Source organism: Streptomyces sp. NPDC028907, assembly GCF_055564995.1.
On the sequence record NZ_JBVHVE010000011.1, the window covers coordinates 24,617 to 44,338 of the forward strand.

Here is a 19,722-nt window from a genome sequence, read left to right on the forward strand (position 1 = left end):
GGCCGATCGTGCGCCTGGCGACGTGGCCTCACAAGACGCATGGGCCACCGCTCGGCAGGGCACGGGCCGAAAACGCTCCGCTCGGGGGAGCTCGTGCGTGCTGCCCGGTCCGCGTCGCAGGGCGGTGCTCCCAAGGGCGGGCGGCGACTGACGATGCGACGGGCGCGGTGGCGGTGAGCGGGCCCGTGACTCGGTTCGTCGCCCATGGACGACTTGATTTGGCCCCGTATTGCTCCTTTTAGGAGCTTAAAGAAGTGCTTATGCAGCGTCGGTTCGGGGCGTACTTATATGAATCCGCAATTACTTGACATGGCATGAGTTAAGGTGCATCCGACCAATGGCTACGCGCCAGTAACAAGACAGTCGATCTGTCACGGGGAACGAAGGCCGGACCGTCGGTGGACACCGACACGGGCCGGTCAAGGAATGCATGTACAACAAGTTCACAGCAAGAATGGCGACGCTCGTCGTCGCACTGGCGATCCTGTTCACCACGGGTGTGGGATCGGCCGACCGGTCCGCCGCCGCCACGGCCACTGCCGCCGAGCAGAGTCGAGTGGAGCGGCTGGCGGAGATCGTGCGGAAGGTGTCGCAGTACGCGAACTGCGACCGTCTGCCGTTGCTCCAACGGCCCCGGTGCCTGAAGGAGTTCGCCGGGAAGGCCGTCAAACTCGGTGCCGGGGTCGGCGTCTTCCTGTTCATCTCGCAGGACGCCATGAGGGATCACGGCGCGAGCTTCAAGGAGCTCGACAAGAACCTCAAGGCACTGCACGACCTCAGACCACTGGAGTTGGTGGATCCCAACTCCACCCCCGACCCCGCCCGGCAGGTGAAGCTCCTGGAGCAGGCCGTCCGGACCTTCAAGAGTGCCAGGCCCCACCTCGACAAGCTGGGGACCGACCTGGCCAGGGCGGACGACCTGCTCGGCGACCAGAACGACTCGCTGCTCGCGCTCACCATCCTGACCGTCGCACTCGGCGACTACTTCCCGGACTACACGCCCCCGAAGTACCCCGACGCGAAGCCGATCTTCGACTTCGAGAAGGACCTCGCCGAGCTCAACGCCGCGTTCGACCAGATGAACGAGGGCTTCGCGCAGATGGACCGCGGTCTGCGGGAGATGAACGCGGGCGTCGCCGAGGTCAACAAGGGACTGGCCCAGGCCAACAAGGGCATCTCCAAGGCCAACAAGGGCATGAAGGAGATGAACGCCGGCATCGCCCAGGCCAACAAGGGCGTCAAGGAGGCCAACAAGCACGTCCCCGGCATCAAGAAGGGCGCGGAGAAGCTCCGCGACATGTCGGGTCTCGACTTCGACTTCTCCGGCCTCGGGGACGCGTGGGGCAGCGGCTCCTCGCTGCTCGACGACGCCGCCCAGCAGCGCCGGATGTCACTGCTGCTGGACCTGCTGCCGGGCGTCGGTGACGGCAAGGGCGTCGTCGAGGCCATGGTCGGCAAGGACGTGGTCACCGGGCAGAAGCTCGGCACCAAGGAGCGGGTCCTCGGCGGCCTGTCGGTCCTGCGCTGGCTGCGGGTCGGCGACCGGCTGCTGAGCGCCGACGACGTCAGGAAGTCCCGTAAGGGCGAAGAGGTCGTCAGCTGCAACAGCTTCGCCACCGGCACCGCGGTGCTGATGGCGGACGGCTCGACGCTGCCCATCGAGCGGGTGAGGGTGGGCGACCGGGTCCTCGCGGGCGATCCGGACACCGGCGGCACCCGGCCCGAGCCCGTCACCGCCCTGATCACCGGCCAGGGACAGAAGGACCTCGTCGACGTCACCGTACGCACCGACGACGGCACCGCCACCGTCACCGCGACCGAGGGACACCCGTTCTGGATCGACGACATCGAGGCGTGGGCCACGGCCGGGCAGCTGGAGCCGGGCGCCTGGCTGCGCACCAGTGCGGGCACCCGCGTCCAGGTCAGCGCCGTCAAGGCCTGGACGGCCCAGGACCGCACCGTCCACAACCTCACGGTCGGCGACCTCCACACCTTCTTCGTGCTGGCAGGCGGCACGCCCGTCCTGGTGCACAACGCGAACGGGTGCGGCGTATGGAAGTCCGAGTTCGACCGCCTTCCGAAGGGGAAGCAGTCACACGTCAGGGAGATGTCGAGCATCGCGGACATGCGCCGGGCCTTCGAGAAGTGGACCGCGGGCGCCGAGCGGCTGCCGGCCCGCGGACCGAAGATCCCGGAGGTCTACGAACTTCCGGACGGCACCGTCATCCAGTGGCGCACGTCGTCCCGGTCCGGCGGCGAGACGATCGACATCTTCCCCGTCACCGGCAAGGGAATGAAGGTGCATCTGCCCGATGGACAGTGAGGCCATCGTCCGCGAGCTCCTCGTGGAGGGACTCGACGACTGGGTGCCGGTCGACCGGCTGGTCGGACTCGCGCGCGAGGAGAGCGAGCGGTCGGGCACCGACTTCCGCTCCCTTGCGGTCCGGCTGCTCGGCGATCTGGTGAAGGACGGCCTGATGGACGTCGGCGAGATCGGCGACACCGGCTTCGAACCCTGGGCCGGTGACACCGACACCGTCCTGGCCCGGGCCGTGGCCGCGCTCGACCGGGTCGCCTGGATACCGGCGGGCGGCGTCTGCTGGCTCGCGAACACGACCGAGGGAGACCGCACGGCACCCCGGTGACCCCCGCTCCTACCGGTACCGACCACGCGCCGCGCCCCCGGACATCCCGGGCGGCGCGGCGCCGCGTGAGCGGTAGAAGACGTAGGGACGGGTCAGATAGCCGAACGGCGCGGTGAACGCGTGGACGAGACGGCTGAACGGCCACAGCGCGAACAGGGCCATCCCGAGCAGGGCGTGGACCTGGTACGCGAGCGGGGCGTGGGCCATGGCGGGGACGTTCGGGTCCAGGGTGAACAGGGAGCGGAACCACACCGAGACGCCGAGCCGATAGTCGTAGGGATGCGGCCGCAGCGTGGTGGCCGTGGCGGTGAGCCCCGCCAGGAGCACGCACACGAGCAGGGGGTAGACCGCGCGGTCGCTGCGGCTGGTCGCGGCCCGGACCGCCGGCACCCGCAGCCGCCGGTACAGCAGGATCGCCAGCCCGGCCACGGCGGCGAGGCCCGCGGTGCCGCCGACGAGGAGGGCGTTGGCGTGGTACAGCCACTCGTGCACGTGGACGCGCTCGGTCAGCGACTCGGGTACGAGCAGCCCGATGACGTGCCCCGCCGCCACGAAGAGCAGCCCGTAGTGGAACAACGGGCCGCCGATCCGCAGCAGCCGGTGTTCGTGCAGCTGGCTGGAGCGCGTGGTGAACCCGAACCGGTCGTAGCGGTAGCGCCAGGCGGTGCCCGCGACCAGGACGGTGAGCACGACGTACGGCAGGACGCCCCACAGGGCGTGGTGCAGATGGTTCACCGGGAGAGCTCCTCCGCGTAGGGGGTCGTGGGGCGGCCGGGGAAGGGCAGCAGTCCCACGGTCTCGGCGGGCGGGCCGGAACGGGCCAGCCGCAGTGCGGCGGCGCGGTCGGCGGGAGAGGCGCCGGGCAGGGTGCGGCAGATCGCTTCGAGGACGTCGGCGTAGGGGCTGCGGTGTTCGTGCAGGGCGAGACGGAGCAGTTCCAGTGCCGCGCGATGGTCCTGGAGGGCCTTGCGGCCGGGTTCGGGGCAGCGGGCGGCGAACTCCAGGGCGAGCGGCAGGAAGTCGGGCAGCTCGTCGGCGGGCGGCTGCCAGCCGTGCGCGCGGTACAGCTCACGCCAGGCCAGCAGGGACCGGCCGCGGCGGCGGGTGTCTCCGTCCGTGTAGTAGGTCAGATGCAGGGTGCGCCGGGCGCTGCGGTCGAAGGTGGTGACGTAGCGGGCCGACAGCTCCAGCGCGGGAACGCCTGCGACGGCCGTACGGAACCGGGACAGCGGCTCGGCCTGCGCACGGGGAACTCCGTCCAGGGCGTCCGTGACCAGACGCAGCCGCCGGGACCAGTCCGCGCCGGGGTGGAGCAGCAGCAGCGAGGCCGCCTGGTGGGTCAGTGCGGTGCTCACGTCCGGTTCCCCTCTCCGCGCGGGAAGAGCCCGTCGGGGCGTCCCCGCCCGTCCCAGTTCAGGAGGTTGACGCGGCCGCGCGGCGAGGCCCGCTCGGGTTGGGGGGCGGGCGGCGTGTGGAAGGTGTCCGGCGCGTACATGCCCGGCCCGCCGTGTCCGTCGAGACTGCATCCCTCGGCGAGGGTGTCGGCGGAGACGCCGGCGGCGTACGTGGTGGGGATGACGTAGCGCTCGTCGTACTTGGCGAGGGCGAGCAGCCGGTACATGGCCTCGATGCCCTCCGTGTCCATGCCGACCGCGCGGGCGATGGCCGGGTCCCGCTCCTCACCGAGGTTCACGCGCCGCATGTGCGAGCGCATCGCCGCCAGACGGCACAGCGCCGCCTCCACCGGGGGCACGTCCCCCGCCGTGAACAGCCCGGCGAGGTACTCCAGCGGAATGCGCAGGGAGTCGATCGCCGCGAACAGCTTCGCGGGATCCTCCCCGTCGTGCCCGGTGGCGGTCAGCGACTCCACGACCGGCGACAGCGGCGGCACGTACCAGACCATGGGCATCGTCCGGTACTCCGGGTGCAGCGGCAGGGCCACCTTGTAACGGCTGATCAGCGCGTGCACGGGGGAGCGCCGGGCCGCGGTGATCCAGTCGTGCGGGATGCCGGAGTCCTCCGCGGCCCGCCGCACGGCCGGATCCTCGGGGTCGAGGAAGCAGCCCAACTGCGCCTCGTACAGATCCTGTTCGTCGGCCGTCGCGGCGGCCTCGCCCACCTTGTCGGCGTCGTAGAGGACGACACCGAGATAGCGCAGCCGGCCCACGCAGGTCTCGGAGCAGACGGTGGGCTGCCCGGCCTCGATGCGCGGGTAGCACATCGTGCACTTCTCCGCCTTGCCGGACGCGTGGTTGAAGTACACCTTCTTGTACGGGCATCCGCTCACGCACATCCGCCAGCCGCGGCAGCGGTCCTGGTCGACCAGGACGATGCCGTCCTCGATCCGCTTGTACATCGCCCCGGACGGACACACCGCGACACACGACGGGTTGAGGCAGTGCTCGCAGATGCGCGGCAGATAGAACATGAACGCCTGCTCGTACTCCAGCCGCACCCGCTCGCTCATCTGCTTCAACACCGGGTCGCCCGCGAGGTGCTCGGGCCCGCCGCCCAGGTCGTCGTCCCAGTTGGGACCCCAGGTCACCTGGGTGGGCCGGCCGTCGACCAGGGAGCGCGGCGGGGCCGTGGGGACGTCGTCGCCGAGCGGCGCGCCGATCAGGTTCTCGTAGTCGTACGTCCACGGCTCGTAGTAGTCGTCGAGCGAGGGCAGGTCGGGGTTGGCGAACAGCCGGGCCAGGCGCCGCGCCCGGCCACCACTGCGCGGCACCAGCCGCCCGCGCTTGAGCTGCCAGCCGCCGCGCCACCGGTCCTGGTCCTCGTAGGTGCGGGGGTAGCCCTGGCCGGGGCGGGTCTCGACGTTGTTGAACCAGACGTACTCGGTGCCCGACCGGTTGGTCCAGGTCTGCTTGCAGGTGACCGAACAGGTATGGCAGCCGATGCACTTGTCGAGGTTCATCACCATCGCCACCTGCGCCATCACATGGGGCATCAGTAGTCGACCTCCTGGGAGCGGCGGCGGATGACGGTGACCGCGTCGCGCTGGTTGCCGGTCGGGCCGTAGTAGTTGGGGGCGAACGACAACTGGGCGTGGCCGCCGATGAGATGGGTCGGCTTGATCAGGAGCCGGGTGAGGGCGTTGTGCACGCCGCCACGCCGGCCGGTGGCCTCGGACCGGGGGACGTTCACCAGCCGTTCCTGCACGTGGTACATGAACACCGTGCCCTGCGGCATCCGGTGCGAGACGACCGCGCGGGCCACGACGACGCCGTTGACGTTCTGCGCCTCGACCCAGTCGTTGTCGGACACCCCGATCGCCTCGGCGTCGGCCACGCCAAGCCAGATGACGGGGCCGCCGCGAGCCAGGGTCTGCATCAGCAGGTTCTCCTGGTACTCGGAGTGGATGGACCACTTCGAGTGCGGGGTGAGATAGCGGACGGTGACCGAGCGGCCGTCCTCCTTCACGTCTGTCGTGAGGTTCAACGGAGGCCGGTAGACCGGGAGTTGTTCGCCGTACTCGGCGATCCAGGGGTGGTCGAGGTAGAAGTGCTGGCGTCCGGTCAACGTGTGCCAGGGCTTGAAGTGCTCGGTGTTGATCGTGAACGGGGCGTAGCGCCGCTCGGGCCCCTCCTTGCCCGACCATTCGAAACTCGCCCCGACCTGCACCGGACGGGCCTGCGTGTCGGAGAACACCACCCGTCGCTCGGCCACCGAGGCGGCCAGTTCCGCGAGACCGGTGTCCGCGCCGCAGCGCTCGGCGAGCCGTTCGAAGCCCTCCGCGGCGAGCCGGCCGTTGGTCGTGCCGGACAGGGCGAGGATCGCCTCGCACAGCTTGACGTCCGTGTCGAGGAGCGGCCGGCCGTGCGGCGCGGTGCCGCAGCGGGCGGCCAGCCAGGCCGTCTCCGGCCCGGGGCGCACGGTCACGCCCTTGACGGTGATGCCCTGCTCCTCGACGAGCGGGCCGAGCGCGGCCATCTGTGCGCCGAGGGCCGTGTAGTCCCGTTCCACGAGGGTGAGTCGGGGGCCGGTCGGGCCGTCGGGCGGCGCCTCGCCGGGCGTGTCGTGCTGGAGCGCGGTCGCCACCAGGTCGTACGCCACGCCGAGACGGCCCTTGGCGAGGCGGCCGACCTCGGCGGCCAGCCCGTGGAAGATCTCGAAGTCCGTCCGGGCCTGCCAGGGCGGACTGATCGCCGGGGAGAAGGCGTGCACGAAGGGGTGCATGTCCGTGCTGGACAGGTCGTGCTTCTCGTACCAGGTCGCCGCGGGCAGCACCAGGTCGGCGAAGAGAGTCGTGGACGTCATCCGGAAGTCCAACGCGAGCAGCAGGTCGAGCTTGCCGCGGGGCGCCTCGTCCCGCCAGGTCACGTCCCGGGGCCTGAGCTCGGGCGGGGCCTCGTCGGCGGTGGCGTTGTCGGAGGCGCCCAGCAGGTGCCGCAGGAAGAACTCGTTGCCCTTGGCCGAGGAGCCGATCAGGTTGGCCCGCCACACGGTGAGCACCCGTGGCCAGTTGGCCGGGTCGTCGGGGTCCTCGCAGGCGTAGGAGAGCCGACCCGCCTCCCGCTCACGGGCCACCCAGCGCTCCGGATCGGCGCCCTCCTCGTGTACCCGCCGACCGAGCTCCAGCGGGTTGGCGCCGAAGGTGGGGCACGACGGCATCCACCCCTGCCGGGCGGAGCGGGCCACGAGGTCGGCCGTGTGCAGGCCGGCCAGCGCGCCTGGTGCGGTCGGCGCGGTCAGGGCGTCGGCGGTGGACTTCTCGTAGCGCCACTGGTCGGTGTGCAGATACCAGTACGGCGTGCCCGCCATCTGCCGCGACGGGCGGACCCAGTCGGAGGCCGTGGCCAGCTGCTGCCAGCCGGCGTAGGGCCGCACCTTCTCCTGCCCCACGTAGTGGGCCCAGCCGCCGCCGTTGACGCCCTGACAGCCGGTGAGCAGCAGCAGCGACAGGAAGGAGCGGTAGATCGTGTCGGAGTGGAACCAGTGGTTGGTGCCCGCGCCCATCACGATCATGCAGCGGCCCCGGGTCTGCTCGGCGGTCCGTGCGAACTCGCGTGCCGCCCGCACCACCGCGCCCGCCGGCACCGAGGTGATCGCCTCCTGCCAGGCCGGAGTGCACGGCACGGACGCGTCCTCGTACGACACCGGCCGCGCATCCCCGAGCCTGGCACGCCCGACCCCGTACTGAGCCAGCATCAGGTCGAACACGGTGGTGACCAGACGGTCGCCGAGCCACAGGGCCGGCACCGTGCGCCGTACGGTCGCGCCGTCCTCGTCGAAGCGGGGCAGCACCACCTCGGCCCGCGTCGCACCAGGGCGGCCGTGGCAGCTGAGCAGCGGCTCGGCGTCGCCGAGGTCCAGGTTCCACCGGCCCTCGCTCGCCTTGCCCCAGCGGTCGCCCAATGTGCCGTTCGGCACCACCGGCCCGCCGGACACGGTGTCGTAGAACACCGGCATCCAGCGCCGCGCCGCCGCCTCGGCGTCCCGGGCCAGATCCAGATCCCGGGCCGTCACGAACGCCCCGGCGGTGTACGTGTTCCCCGCCCGCTCGTCCAGGCCGACGAGGAACGGCAGATCGGTGAACCGCTTGACGTAGTCCGCGAAGTACGGCACCCGCCGCTCGACGAAGCACTCGCGCAGGATCACATGGCCCATCGCCATGGCGAGCGCCCCGTCGGTGCCCGGATGCGGATGCAGCCACTCGTCGGCGAACTTGGTGGCGTCCGCGTAGTCGGGCGACACCACCACGACCTTCTGACCCCGGTACCGGGCCTCGGCCATCCAGTGCGCGTCCGGCGTGCGGGTGACGGGGACATTGGAGCCCCACAGCATCAGATACGCCGCGTCCCACCAGTCGCCCGACTCCGGCACGTCCGTCTGGTCGCCGAACACCTGCGGCGAGGCGATCGGCAGATCCGCGTACCAGTCGTAGAACGACAGCATCGGGGCGCCGATCAGGGCGTGGAAGCGGGCGCCGACCGCGTGCGAGGCCATCGACATCGCCGGGATCGGGGAGAAACCGGCGATCCGGTCCGGCCCGTACTCCCGCAGCGTGTGCACCTGCGCGGCCGCCGCGATCTCCAGCGCCTCGTCCCAGCCGATACGCACCAGGCCGCCCTTGCCGCGCGCCGACTGATAGCGGCGCCGCTTCTCCGGGTCGCCGGTGATCTCCGCCCACGCCGCCACCGGATCACCGTGCGCACGACGCTTTGCTTCGCGGAACATTTCCACGAGCACGCCGCGCGCGTGCGGATAGCGCACCCGCGTCGGCGAGTACGTGTACCAGGAGAACGAGGCGCCGCGCGGACAGCCCCGCGGTTCGTAGTCGGGGCGGTCAGGGCCCGCCGAGGGGTAGTCGGTCGCCTGTGTCTCCCAGGTGATCAGACCGTCCTTGACGTACACCTGCCATGAACACGACCCCGTGCAGTTCACTCCATGGGTCGAGCGAACCACCTTGTCGTGCGCCCAACGCTCCCGGTACTGCTGGTCGTTGACCTGCTGATCGAGGCGGAGGACCGCCCGGCCGTCCGGCGTGGTCGGAGCCTTGCTGAACAACTGCCCCGCCGCACGCAACCGCTCGGCAGCGTCGGAGACGACCCATTCCCGCCCTGCCCTGCCACGTCCCATGCCGTCGGACTCCTCTCGAGCGCGTCCCTGTCGACCGGCAAGGGTCAGGGTGCTCCTCCGGGGCCTTTCGGACGGATCTCATTCCGGCCAGTTGGGTGTATCTAGAATTTATTTTTCTTTCCTTTTGCGATGACGCCTTGCAAATTCGGCCAGATGGGCGAGAAACGCAGATCTCCCGTCCGCGGCCGTGGCGGCTGGATACGCTGGGGCGAGCTCAGCTTCAAGCGGGGGGAACATGAAGCCGCGTCTGGTGTTCGTGCACGGCATCGGTGGCCCACGGGATACCGCCGCCGAACTCGACGGCTGGATGGGAGCGTTGGCCAAGGGGGCGGCGGAAGCGGGGCACTTCCGAAGGGTCCCGGGCCTGCTCCGGGGCGCGTCGGCGGACGCGCGCTTCGCGTACTACGGCGACCTGTTCGCGGTGCCCCAGGTGCAGGGGGCGGCGGCGCCGAAGGACCGGGAGGCGGCCGACGTACGGGCGCTGCTGAGCGAGGCGCTCGACGAGCGGGAGGCGGCGGGAGCGGGGGCCCGCGACCTCGACGTACTGCGTCACGCGCGGGCGCAGCTCGCACCGCAGGGGCCCGCGCAGGGCATCGGCTCCATCGCCCGGCAGACCCTCGGCGCGGCCAACACGCTCCTGGCCTTCCCCGGGCTGCGCAAGATCGGCCAGTGGGCGAGCGGGCGCCTGATGGTCGGGCAACTCGCCCAGGTGACACGCTATTTGGCGCGCGGCGAGACGGACGCGACGGGGCACACCCTGGACGAGCGGGTCCGCCGCCGTGTCCTGGAGGCACTGGACCCCGAGACACCCACCGTCGTCGTGGCGCACTCACTGGGCACCGTCGTCGCGCTGGAGGTCCTCTCCACCTACCCCGGCCGGATCCCGCTGCTCGTCACCCTCGGCTCGCCCATCGGCCTGCGCGCGACGGTGGGCCTGCGGATGCGCCCCCAGCCCCCGCGCGTCCCGGACCAGGTCATGAGCTGGGTCAACCTGTGGGACCGCGACGACCTGGTGGTCGGCCGGCCGGAACTGGAGGACTTCGTCGCACCCAATGCCCACGGTGTACCGCCCGACAGCAGACGGGTCGACTCGGACGGAGCCTGGGTGCATCCCGCGCTGAAGTACCTGGCACATCCGGGTACCGCCGGCCCCGTCATGGAGGCCCTCGAAACGGGTGGGCCGTCATGACCGGGCCGGCCCCGCTCCGCCACGCGCTGGTCATCGCCCCTCAGAACACCGAGTCGGGACTCTTCGACGACCTCGACGACGTGGCCAGAAGCATGCGGGACGTCCTCACCGACGAGTGGAGGGGAGCGTGCGTGCCCAGCCCGGTGGCCGACGCGGCCCTCCTGTACGGCACTTCCGTCGGCCAGGGCGACATCGAGCGGGCGATCAGGGACGCGGCCAGACGGGCGGCGGAGAGCGGAGCCCTGCTCGTGGTCGCGTTCATCGGCCACGGCATCACCTCCGGCGGAGTGCCCCACCTGTATCTGATGGCTGGTGATTCACGCGCGGGAGAACCCGGTTCCGCCGTCAACCTCGCGGAAGTACTGGGACGCGCGCTGGAGGCCCCCGGGCTCCCCGGACTCGTCGCCGTCGTCGACACCTGCCACGCGGGCGGAGCGGTGCCCGACCTCAGTGCGGTGGACGGCGGAGAGCGCGAGGGAGCGACCCGGCTGTCCCTCCTGGTGGCGGTGGGCGCCGCCCAGGAGGCGCATGGGCTGGCCTTCTCACGGAGCGTCGTCCGGCTGCTCGAACAAGGGGTGGCCGGCGCCGGGGAGTTCCTGTCCCCGGAGGTCGTCCTCGACGCCGTCCGGGAGGCCACGTCCGGCCAGGACGCGCGCCTGGTGCACTACGACGGTGCCCGGTTCGGCGAACCCTGCTGGCTCGCCCGCAACGCGAGCCACCTGGTCCGCGCCGGGTCGGTGCTCGGCCCGCTCGCCCTGGAGGAACTGGAGAGCGCTCTGGCCCCGCTGGGCGGATCCGCGCTGCTGCCCTCGTCCGTCACCGGTGTCGACGTGCTGGACCGGCTGCACGGCTCGCTCAGCGGGCACGCCGTACCCGGAGGCCCTTCGAGGCGCGAGGCACTCGACGTCGTCGACGGTCTGCGCGACGTGCTGCGGACCGTCGAACTGCTCAACTCCTGGCCCGGTGGACCCTTGACCACCGAACGTCTGCGACAGGCCCTCCGGGTGGCCGTGGGCCGGGGCGGAGAGCCGCTGCCCGACACCTCCGGGACCGCCCTGCTGCGGGACGCGGTCGAATACCTCCGGTTCCGCGCCCAGCGACAGGGGGAGACTCCCACGGCACGCCTCGCGGTCTTCGTCGCCGCCCTCGCCGTCGAGGACCAACTGGCCGAAGGGACACCGGCCTTCACGGCCTGGCGGCACGCCCTGCACGCCAAGGTCGAACTCGACGACGCCTTCGAGACCCTGCGCCGACGTGACTCCCGCACCCGGCTGAGACTGATCGTGAGCCTGCACGCGGCACTCGCCGACGAGTGGCCCGAGACCCTCCAGGCGTTCCTCCTCGATGGCTCGGACGTCCAGGAGCAGTCCGATTTCGGCTGCACACCGGATCAACGGGGCGTCGAACAGGGGTTGGTGGAGGCGCTCAAATGGGCCCGTACGAAGAGCAGAACCATCGGGGAGATGCGACGGGTCGAGGTCGTCGCCTCCGCCGGGCTGTTCCTGCGCTGGAGACCCGAGGAGACCAACTTCGGCGAGCGCCTCGGCCACCGGTACGACGTCGTCCTGCGCTGGAGCGAACGGATGTGCCCGCCCGACCACCTGTGGTGGATCAACGAGCGCGCCCGGGAGAGACTCACGGACATGATGGGGCGCGGATCCGCCCACGCCCCGGTGGACTGGCTCGGCCGAAACGAGACCGCGAGCGCGGAGGACCTCAAGGCCCGGCTGGAGCGAGGCGAGTACACCCAGGCCGTCGGGCTGCGCCAACGCCCGCAACGGATCGACCAGGTGCTGCAGTTGCTGCTGGCGCACGCGCCGATAGTGTTCTGGCCCGGCGCCGACGGCCGCATGCCCGACGCCTGCCGCAACAGCCTCGACCGGTTCTGGCATCTGCTGCCCGCCGAGTTGAGCGAGGCCTACCGCCGCAGCTGGGTGCGCAGGACGCGGAAGAGAGCCGACGGCCACGCCCATCTCGCGCTCTGGCGGAGCATCTGGCACGACACCGAGTGGCTCGACTTCTGCGACTGGTTCGAGCAGTTCGTCACCGAGGGGGAGAAGTCCGAATGAACTGGCAGCCCTACTACGTCGGGGACGGCATCCCGCGTGACGTGGAGATCGGCGACCCGCCGCCTTGGCGCAGCTTCCCCCGGCAGAACCTGCACCGGCAGTTCCAGCCCCCGCCCGGTCTGACGACCGCCGTGAACGCGGCGTTGGCGCTGCGCCGCCCGCTCCTGGTCACAGGCCCCGCGGGCTCCGGAAAGTCCACGGTGATCGAGCAGGTCGCGGCCGAACTCAAACTCGGTGACCCCCTGCGCTGGCACATCACCTCGCGCAGCACCCTCACCGAGGCGCTCTACCGCTACGACGCCCTCGGACGCATCCACGCCCAGCGGCTGGCCGGACCGGATGGCGGCGACGACATCGCCCCGTTCCTCCAGCTCGGGCCCCTGGGCACCGCCCTGCTGCCGTCCGGCCGGCCCCGAGCCCTGCTGATCGACGAGATCGACAAGAGCGACCTCGACCTGCCGAGCGACCTGCTGGACGTGCTGGAGAGAGGCGAGTACGAGATCCCCGAACTGGGGCGCTACAACCAGGACGTGGTGTTGGTGCGCGAGTGGGACAGCGAGACCCGCGCCCCCGTCGAACGGGGACGGGTGCAGTGCGACCAGTTTCCGTTCATCCTGATGACCAGCAACGGTGAGCGTGACTTCCCGGCGGCCTTCCTGCGCCGCTGCGTCCGCTTCACCATGCCGAAGCCGACCGTCGAGTCGCTGCGCGCGGTGGTCGAGGCCCATCTGCGACTCGGACCGGACAGCGAGCAGGCGCCGGTGGTCGACCGGATCGTGGGGGAGTTCATGGACCGCCTCGCCCGGGGGGAGAGCCTCGCCGTCGATCAACTCCTGAACGCCGTGCACCTGTTGACGGGCGGCTCCGCACTCGCTCACCGGGACGAGCAGGAGCTCGTGGACCTGGTGCTGCGCGAGCTGTCCCGTGCCTGACCAGGGCACGGACCGGGAACCCGACCCGCTGGGCCGGGTGGTCCGGGCAGTGAGCGCCGTCGCGGGGGACCTGGACGGTGTCGCACTGGCGGAGGCCCTCTGGCTGGCGGCACGGACGGGGCGGCCGCAGACGGAGCGGCCCGAGCAGGCCGGGCCCGAGCCACCCCGGACGGCGCCGTCCGACGACCCGAAGACCGTACGGCCCGAACCAGCGGGACGGGCCCCCGCCCCGGAGCCGGAGCGGGCCCTGCACGAACGGCTCGAAGGAGCGAGCGCACGACTCGGCGGCGTCGCGGTGGCCGCCTCGCGGGGTGCCGGGCTGCCCCTGGCACAGCCGGTGACCCGCGCCCTTCGGCCCTGGAAGCGCCCTTGGCCCAGAGGCCGGCGCTCCACCCTCGACATCGAAGCCACTGTGGAGGGCTACGCCCGCAGCGGGGAACTCATCCCCGTGTTCCGTCCGGCCCCCGAGCGATGGTTCGGTCTGGTCCTGGTGGTGGACCGCTCACCGGCCATGCGAGTGTGGCGGGAGGTGATCTCCGACCTCACCGCCGTCCTGGACCGCCTGGGCGCCTTCCGTACCCTTCAGGTACGAGAACTCGGCTTCGGGCCCCACGGCCCCGAACTCCGTGACGGACTCGGCAGACTGACCGGACCCGGAGAACTGCGCTCCCCCGACGCTCGCCGGCTGGTGGTCGTCGTGTCCGACTGCGCCGCCGCGGGCTGGCGGGAACCGGCGGTATGGCGACGGATCCGCGACTGGTCCGCGACCACACCGGTCGCGCTGCTCAATCCGCTTCCCCCGAAGCTGTGGCGGAGAACGGCCCTCGACCTGCCGTCGGTCCGAGTGCAGCCCGGCACGCCCGGCGCGGACAACCTGCACCTTCCCTTCGAGGCGCCACTGCTGCTGCCGGACGACGACTCGGCGGCGGAACCCGGAGCGTGGCTGCCGCTTCCCGTGCTGTCCACCTCCCCGCACTCCCTCGACCGTTGGTCGCGCACCCTGATGCGGGCCGACCCGGAGGGGTGCGCGGCCGTGCTGGTGCCGCGCGAAGGACGCTTCCAGGGGCGGCCGAGGGGACACGGGGGCACCGTCACCGCCGACGGCTTTCTCCGTACGGCCACACCCGCGGCGGTGCGGCTGGCCGTCCTGTGCTCCCCGTTCGAACGACTGAGCATGGGCCTGCTCCATCTGTTCCGGCAGGAGTTGGTGCCGCAGGCCACCGTGGCCGACGTCGCGGAACTGCTCACCAGCGGGCTCTTCCGGATCGACGCGGAACGGAACGGGCCGGTCGAACTGGTCGTACCGCCCGAGGTACGGCAGCGGCTGGAGGGGGAACTGACCGTGCACGAGGTGCGCCGGATGAACCGCGCCGTGCACCGAACGGGCTGGTCCGGCGGGCTGCCTGCGATAGCGTACGACCCGCAGGGCCACGCGGAGCACCCTGCCGAACAGAGGGCGTTCGTCCACGCGCGACGCCGGACACTGGAGCTGCTGGGACTGCCGGCGGACGAGTCCGGGGCAGGCCGGCCATCGCCGACACGGCTCCGGCCGTCCCTGACCGAACAGGAACGGGTCGTGGAAACTGGGGACTTCGGACAGCCGGCCGACCATCGGCCCTACTTCTTCCTCAGCTACGCCCACACACCGTCCTGGGGGCCGGACAGCGGGGACCCCGATCTCTGGGTGCACCGCTTCTTCCAGGACCTGTGCCAGACCCTCGTGCAGCTCGTCGACCTCCCCGCCGGTGTCGCTCCCGGCTTCATGGACCGTGCGCTGCGCTCCGGGGCGGGCTGGCCGGAGGCGCTGAGCGAGAACCTCGCGCGCTGCCGGGTGCTGGTGCCGCTCCTCTCGCCCCGCTACTTCGTGAGCGAGAGCTGCGGAAAGGAGTGGTACGCGTTCAACGAGCGGCAAGTGCGGGCGAGGAGCCTCGGCCCCGCTCAGGGACCGGCCATCGTCCCCGTGCGGTGGGCCCAATTCGGCCACCACGAACTGCCGGTGTCCGTGCGGGACACCCAAGTCCTGCACGACGAGGAGGAGTTGGGCGACCGCTACCAGGAGTTCGGGATCTACGGGCTGATCAAACTCCGTCGGCTCCGCGACGAGTACGACGAGGTCGTCTTCCGGCTGGCACGGCGCATCGTGCAGGTCGCGCGTGAGTCGGCGCCGCCCGCGGCCCGGCCGCGGCCCTTCGAGACCACCCCGAGCGCGTTCCGGCCGCGGGGCGAAGGACCCCGGCGGTTCCGGCTGCGGGTGGCGGCCCTGACCCGGGACACGACTCCCGATCACCGTGACGTACGGCCGTACGGTGCCGAGGAGCGGGACTGGAACCCGTACCACGGGGAGTCGGTACGCCCGCTCGCGGACGTCGCCGTGGACCTCATCCAGTCGCTGGACTACCACGTCACGGTCTCGTCCTTCGGCGACGGGGCGGACGCGGACGACGACCCGGCGTCGGCCGTTCCCACCATCGTGCTGATCGACCGCTGGGCGCTCACCGACGACGAGGTGCGGCGCAGACTCGCCGAGTTCGACACACGGGCCCGGCCCTGGACCAGCGTGATGGTCCCCTGGAGCCGTTCCGATCTGCAGAACATGGGCGACGAAGGGCGACGGTTCGCCGACGAACTGGAACGCGTGCTGCCGTCCGTCATCGAACGGGGGCGACGCTCCGACGTCCGGGGCGCCGTGAATGGCGTGCCCACGCTGCAGGCGTTCACCGACGTGCTTCCGGCCGTGGTCGCGCACACCAACCGGCTGTTCCTCAAACACGCGGAGGCTCATCCGCCACCCGGTCCGCGGGTCACCAGGTTCCGTATGGGAGGCGAGTCATGAGGGGCGGCCGGGGCGGACGAGTCGTCACCTTCTACTCGTACAAGGGGGGCACCGGGCGCACGATGGCCCTGGCGAACACGGCGTGGATCCTCGCCGCCAACGGCAAGCGCGTCCTCGTCGTCGACTGGGACCTGGAAGCGCCCGGCCTGCATCACTACTTCCACCCCTTCGTCGATCCGGACGGGCTGGCCGCCACTCCGGGCGTCATCGACATCCTCCAGGAGTACGCCTGGGCAGCCACCGGATCCACGCGCTCCGGTTCATGGCACCTCACCTACGCCCGCGTCGAGCCCCACGCCCTGTCCGTCGCCCCGGAACAACTGGGCGCGCGGTTCCTGGACGGCGGATCTCTGGACCTCCTCTCCTCGGGCCGCCCGGACCGCTCCTACATCGCGTCGGTGAGCGCGTTCGAATGGGACAACTTCTACGAGCGTCTGGGTGGTGACGTGTTCCTCGACGCGCTGCGCGACGACATGAAGGCGACGTACGACTACGTGCTGATCGACAGTCGCACCGGGTTCTCCGACAGCGCGGAGATCTGCACGGCCCAGATGCCCGACGTCCTTGTGGACTGCTTCACACTCACCCGCCAGTCCCTGGAAGGCGCCGCGGCCGTCGCCCGCGGCGTCACGCGGGAGGGCAGGGAGCGAGGAATCCGCGTGCTGCCCGTGCCGATGCGCATCGACGAGGGAGACAAGGAGCGGACCGACGCCGGGAGGGCACTGGCCAGGGCGGCGTTCGACGGGATGCCCGCGCGGCTGAGTGCCGAGGAGGCGGCGGAATACTGGGCTCGCGTCGAGATTCCGTACCGCCCCTTCTACGCGTACGAGGAGACGCTCGCCGTCTTCGGCGACGAGCGCGGCACCGCCGGCTCACTCCTGTCCGCCTACGAGCGGCTCACCGCCGTCATCTCGGAGGGCGAGGTGACGGCCCTGCCCCCGGTCCCGGCAGCGGTGCGGCAGCGGTGCCGCGACGCCTTCAGCACACCTCGTCCGTATTGAGCGGGTCGGCACGCAGGCACGAGGGGTCAGACACCCGGCTGCTTCTGGGCCGACAGCGGTTGCTCGGCCCAGATGGTCTTCCGGTTGCGGCCGTAGCGCGTGCCCCAGCGTTCGGAGAGCTGGGCCACCAGGAAGAGGCCGCGGCCGCCCTCGTCCGTGCCGCGGGCCTGGCGCAGATGCGGGGAGGTGCTGCTGGTGTCGGCGACCTCGCAGATGAGTTGGCCGTCGCGGATCAGGCGGAGCTGGACCGGGCCGCCCGCGTACCGGTAGGCGTTGGTGACCAGTTCGCTCACGATCAGTTCGGTGGTGAAGGACAACTCCTCCAGCCCCCACTCGGCCAGCCGGTCGCGGACCAGCGTGCGGGCCCGGCCGGCCGCGGTGGGTTCGGCCGGGAGCTGCCAGGTGGCCACGTTCTGCGCCGCCAGCACCCGGGTCCGGCCGAGCAGCAGCGTGACATCGTCGGCGGGCCGGTCCGGCAGCATCGCGTCCTCCACCGCCTTGCAGGTGTCCTCCAGCGAGTGGAAGGGGCCGGCCAGAGTGGAGCGCAGCAGGGCCAGGCCCTGGTCGATGTCGCGCTGGCCGGCCACGAGGAGGCCGTCGCTGTACAGGGCGATCAGGCTGCCCTCGGCCAGTTCCAGCTCGGCCGTCTCGAACGGCAGCCCGCCCACGCCGAGCGGCGGCCCGGCGGGGAGGTCGATGAGGCGGACCTCGCCGTCCGGGCCCAGCACGGTCGGCGGCGGATGGCCCGCGCGCGCCATGGCGCAGTGCCGGGAGACCGGGTCGTAGATGGCGTACAGGCAGGTGGCGCCCACGATCTGAGGGGTGTTCGCATCCGTCTGCCGCTGCTCGGTGGCCAACTGCTCCACCAGGTCGTCGAGCCGGGCGAGGACCTCGTCCGGGGCCAGGTCGAGATGGGCCAGGGTGCGCACGGCGGCGCGCAGCCGGCCCATGGTCGCCGAGGCGTGCATGCCGTGGCCGACGACGTCGCCGACGACCAGGGCGACCCGCAGGCCCGACAGCGGGATGACGTCGAACCAGTCGCCGCCGACGCCGGTGGAGGCGTGCGCGGGCAGATAGCGGTGCGCCGTCTCGACCGCGGGGTGCTCGGGCACCTCGCTCGGCAGCAGACTGCGCTGCAGGGCCTCCGCGGCGTTGTGCTGCTGGGTGTAGCGGCGGGCGTTGTCGATGCAGACCGCGGCCCTGGCGGCGAACTCCTCCGCCAGCGTGAGGTCGTCCTCCTCGAACGGCTCCTGTCGCTGCGAGCGCCACAGACAGACCAGGCCGAGGACCAGGCCGCGGGCGGCCAGCGGCACCACCATCAGGGAGTGGACGCCTATGGCACGCGCGGCTTCGGCCCGTTGCGGTTCGGCGACGAACCATCCGTGGGTGTCCTCCAGAAGGGGATCGAGGACCGGACGCCGCTCGGCCAGGCAGCGGGCCGGGGCGGTCTCGTCGGGGAAGAAGAACAGATGGCCCTCGGGATGCATCACCTCCAGCGCCGCGGGCAGGACGCTGCGCACGGCCATCCTGCGCAACGGGCCCCTGGCGTCGGGGGCCGGCTCCTCCCCGCGCGGCACGGGTTCCAGCAGGTCGACCGAGAGGGCGTCGGCGAGCGCGGGAACCGCCGCCTCGGCCAGCTCGCGCGCCGTCCGGGCCACGTCCAGGGTGCTGCCGATCCGTGCGCCCGCCTCGTTGAGCAGCGCGAGGCGCCGACGGGCCCGATGGCGGTCGGTGACGTCCTCGACGATCTCGGTGACGCCCAGGACCCTGCCGGAGGGGTCCTGCATACGGAACGCGGAGATGGAGATGACCAGTTCCCGGTGCGGGTCGTGCAGCAGCCGGCTCTGCTGCTCGGCGAAGATCACGGGCCGGCCCGTCTCGAGAACCGACCGGAGCTTCGCCTCCGCCAGAGCCGCGTCCGGTCCGAACAGGAACTCGGGGGCGCGCCGGCCACGGTACGCCTCGGGCGGCAGTCCGCCGAACCGCGCGACGGCCTGGTTCACCCGCAGGATGCGCAGGTCCGGGCCGAGCACCACGACACCGACCGGGGACCGCCGGAACAGGCCGTCGAGCACGGCCCGGTCGATCTCCCACTGGGCGATGTCCTCGGCGAGCGAGCCGACGAGGAGCCACTCGACGGTGGAGTCCAGCCGTTGCACCCGCCGGGCCCGGAACCCCACGTACACGCGGTGGCCCGCGCCGTGCAGGACCGGCAGCAGCCCGAACCATCCGCCCTCCCGCAGGCAGGATGCCGTCGCCTCGGCGATCGAGTCCCGGTCCTCGCTGTCGACCAGGACCTCGCGCACCGGCCGGCCCAGCACCTCCTCGGCCCGGTGTCCGAGCAGTGCGGTGGCCTGTTCGCTCCACGCGACGATCCGGCCGCTGCCGTCCAGCACGGCCGACGCGGAGCGGAGGATCGAGAACGGATCCTCCGGGCTCTCGCTGAGTGACGTCGGGGATGTGTCGTGCAT

11 protein-coding genes and 1 pseudogene are annotated in these 19,722 nt (G+C 71.5%); 7 read left to right on the forward strand and 5 right to left on the reverse strand.

Annotation, left to right across the window (positions count from 1 at the left end; all coding sequences use genetic code 11):
• The first annotated feature begins 430 nt into the window (after positions 1-430).
• Entirely contained in the window at positions 431-2,323 is a 1,893-nt protein-coding gene (locus ACZ4UU_RS30220; RefSeq protein ID WP_471906550.1) for a polymorphic toxin-type HINT domain-containing protein, read from the forward strand.
• Entirely contained in the window at positions 2,313-2,645 is a 333-nt protein-coding gene (locus tag ACZ4UU_RS30225) for a hypothetical protein (RefSeq protein WP_471906551.1), read from the forward strand. The genes ACZ4UU_RS30220 and ACZ4UU_RS30225 overlap by 11 nt, the downstream gene beginning before the upstream one ends.
• A 9-nt stretch (positions 2,646-2,654) precedes the next feature.
• On the opposite strand, the gene narI is transcribed toward ACZ4UU_RS30225, so the two are convergent.
• The 4 genes from narI to ACZ4UU_RS30245 are packed head-to-tail and all read right to left on the reverse strand — an operon-like array spanning position 2,655 to position 9,227.
• Positions 2,655-3,380 carry a respiratory nitrate reductase subunit gamma gene (narI, locus tag ACZ4UU_RS30230; RefSeq protein WP_471906552.1) on the reverse strand — a complete coding sequence of 242 codons (726 nt, stop codon included), beginning with the start codon at positions 3,378-3,380 and terminating at the stop codon, positions 2,655-2,657.
• Positions 3,377-4,000, reverse strand: a complete 624-nt coding sequence (narJ, locus tag ACZ4UU_RS30235; protein WP_471906553.1) for a nitrate reductase molybdenum cofactor assembly chaperone — start codon at positions 3,998-4,000, stop codon at positions 3,377-3,379. Before narJ ends, narI begins: the two co-directional genes overlap by 4 nt.
• Entirely contained in the window at positions 3,997-5,595 is a 1,599-nt protein-coding gene (gene narH / locus ACZ4UU_RS30240) for a nitrate reductase subunit beta (RefSeq protein ID WP_471906554.1), read from the reverse strand. The genes narJ and narH overlap by 4 nt, the downstream gene beginning before the upstream one ends.
• Positions 5,595-9,227, reverse strand: a complete 3,633-nt coding sequence (locus ACZ4UU_RS30245; protein WP_471906555.1) for a nitrate reductase subunit alpha — start codon at positions 9,225-9,227, stop codon at positions 5,595-5,597. Before ACZ4UU_RS30245 ends, narH begins: the two co-directional genes overlap by 1 nt.
• 235 nt (positions 9,228-9,462) lie before the next feature.
• Between ACZ4UU_RS30245 and ACZ4UU_RS30250 the strand changes: the two genes are divergently transcribed.
• The 5 genes and pseudogenes from ACZ4UU_RS30250 to ACZ4UU_RS30270 form a co-directional block, all read left to right on the forward strand.
• Positions 9,463-10,416: an alpha/beta fold hydrolase gene (locus tag ACZ4UU_RS30250; protein WP_471906556.1), complete on the forward strand. Its 954-nt coding sequence runs from the start codon at positions 9,463-9,465 to the stop codon at positions 10,414-10,416.
• Entirely contained in the window at positions 10,413-12,485 is a 2,073-nt protein-coding gene (locus ACZ4UU_RS30255) for a vWA-MoxR associated conflict system protein (protein ID WP_471906557.1), read from the forward strand. Before ACZ4UU_RS30250 ends, ACZ4UU_RS30255 begins: the two co-directional genes overlap by 4 nt.
• Positions 12,482-13,417, forward strand: coding sequence for an AAA family ATPase (locus tag ACZ4UU_RS30260; RefSeq protein ID WP_471906558.1), 936 nt, complete (start codon positions 12,482-12,484; stop codon positions 13,415-13,417). Before ACZ4UU_RS30255 ends, ACZ4UU_RS30260 begins: the two co-directional genes overlap by 4 nt.
• Positions 13,410-16,250, forward strand: a complete 2,841-nt coding sequence (locus ACZ4UU_RS30265) for a TIR-like protein FxsC (RefSeq protein WP_471906559.1) — start codon at positions 13,410-13,412, stop codon at positions 16,248-16,250. The genes ACZ4UU_RS30260 and ACZ4UU_RS30265 overlap by 8 nt, the downstream gene beginning before the upstream one ends.
• Positions 16,247-17,245, forward strand: a pseudogene (locus ACZ4UU_RS30270) (tyrosine-protein kinase family protein); the annotation flags it as partial. The gene ACZ4UU_RS30265 and the pseudogene ACZ4UU_RS30270, both read left to right, overlap by 4 nt.
• A gap of 32 nt (positions 17,246-17,277) precedes the next feature.
• Here the strand turns inward: ACZ4UU_RS30270 and ACZ4UU_RS30275 are convergent.
• Positions 17,278-19,722 carry a SpoIIE family protein phosphatase gene (locus tag ACZ4UU_RS30275; RefSeq protein WP_471906560.1) on the reverse strand — a complete coding sequence of 815 codons (2,445 nt, stop codon included), beginning with the start codon at positions 19,720-19,722 and terminating at the stop codon, positions 17,278-17,280.

Bases quoted from the DNA above. Each gene is read 5' to 3' on its own strand.
- ACZ4UU_RS30255 (WP_471906557.1), top strand. From the start codon at position 10,413: ATGACCGGGCCGGCCCCGCTCCGCCACGCGCTGGTCATCGCCCCTCAG.
- ACZ4UU_RS30260 (WP_471906558.1), top strand. From the start codon at position 12,482: ATGAACTGGCAGCCCTACTACGTCGGGGACGGCATCCCGCGTGACGTG.
- ACZ4UU_RS30250 (WP_471906556.1), top strand. From the start codon at position 9,463: ATGAAGCCGCGTCTGGTGTTCGTGCACGGCATCGGTGGCCCACGGGAT.
- narH (WP_471906554.1), bottom strand. From the start codon at position 5,595: ATGCCCCATGTGATGGCGCAGGTGGCGATGGTGATGAACCTCGACAAG.
- ACZ4UU_RS30225 (WP_471906551.1), top strand. From the start codon at position 2,313: ATGGACAGTGAGGCCATCGTCCGCGAGCTCCTCGTGGAGGGACTCGAC.
- ACZ4UU_RS30220 (WP_471906550.1), top strand. From the start codon at position 431: ATGTACAACAAGTTCACAGCAAGAATGGCGACGCTCGTCGTCGCACTG.
- ACZ4UU_RS30275 (WP_471906560.1), bottom strand. From the start codon at position 19,722: ATGCACGACACATCCCCGACGTCACTCAGCGAGAGCCCGGAGGATCCG.
- ACZ4UU_RS30245 (WP_471906555.1), bottom strand. From the start codon at position 9,227: ATGGGACGTGGCAGGGCAGGGCGGGAATGGGTCGTCTCCGACGCTGCC.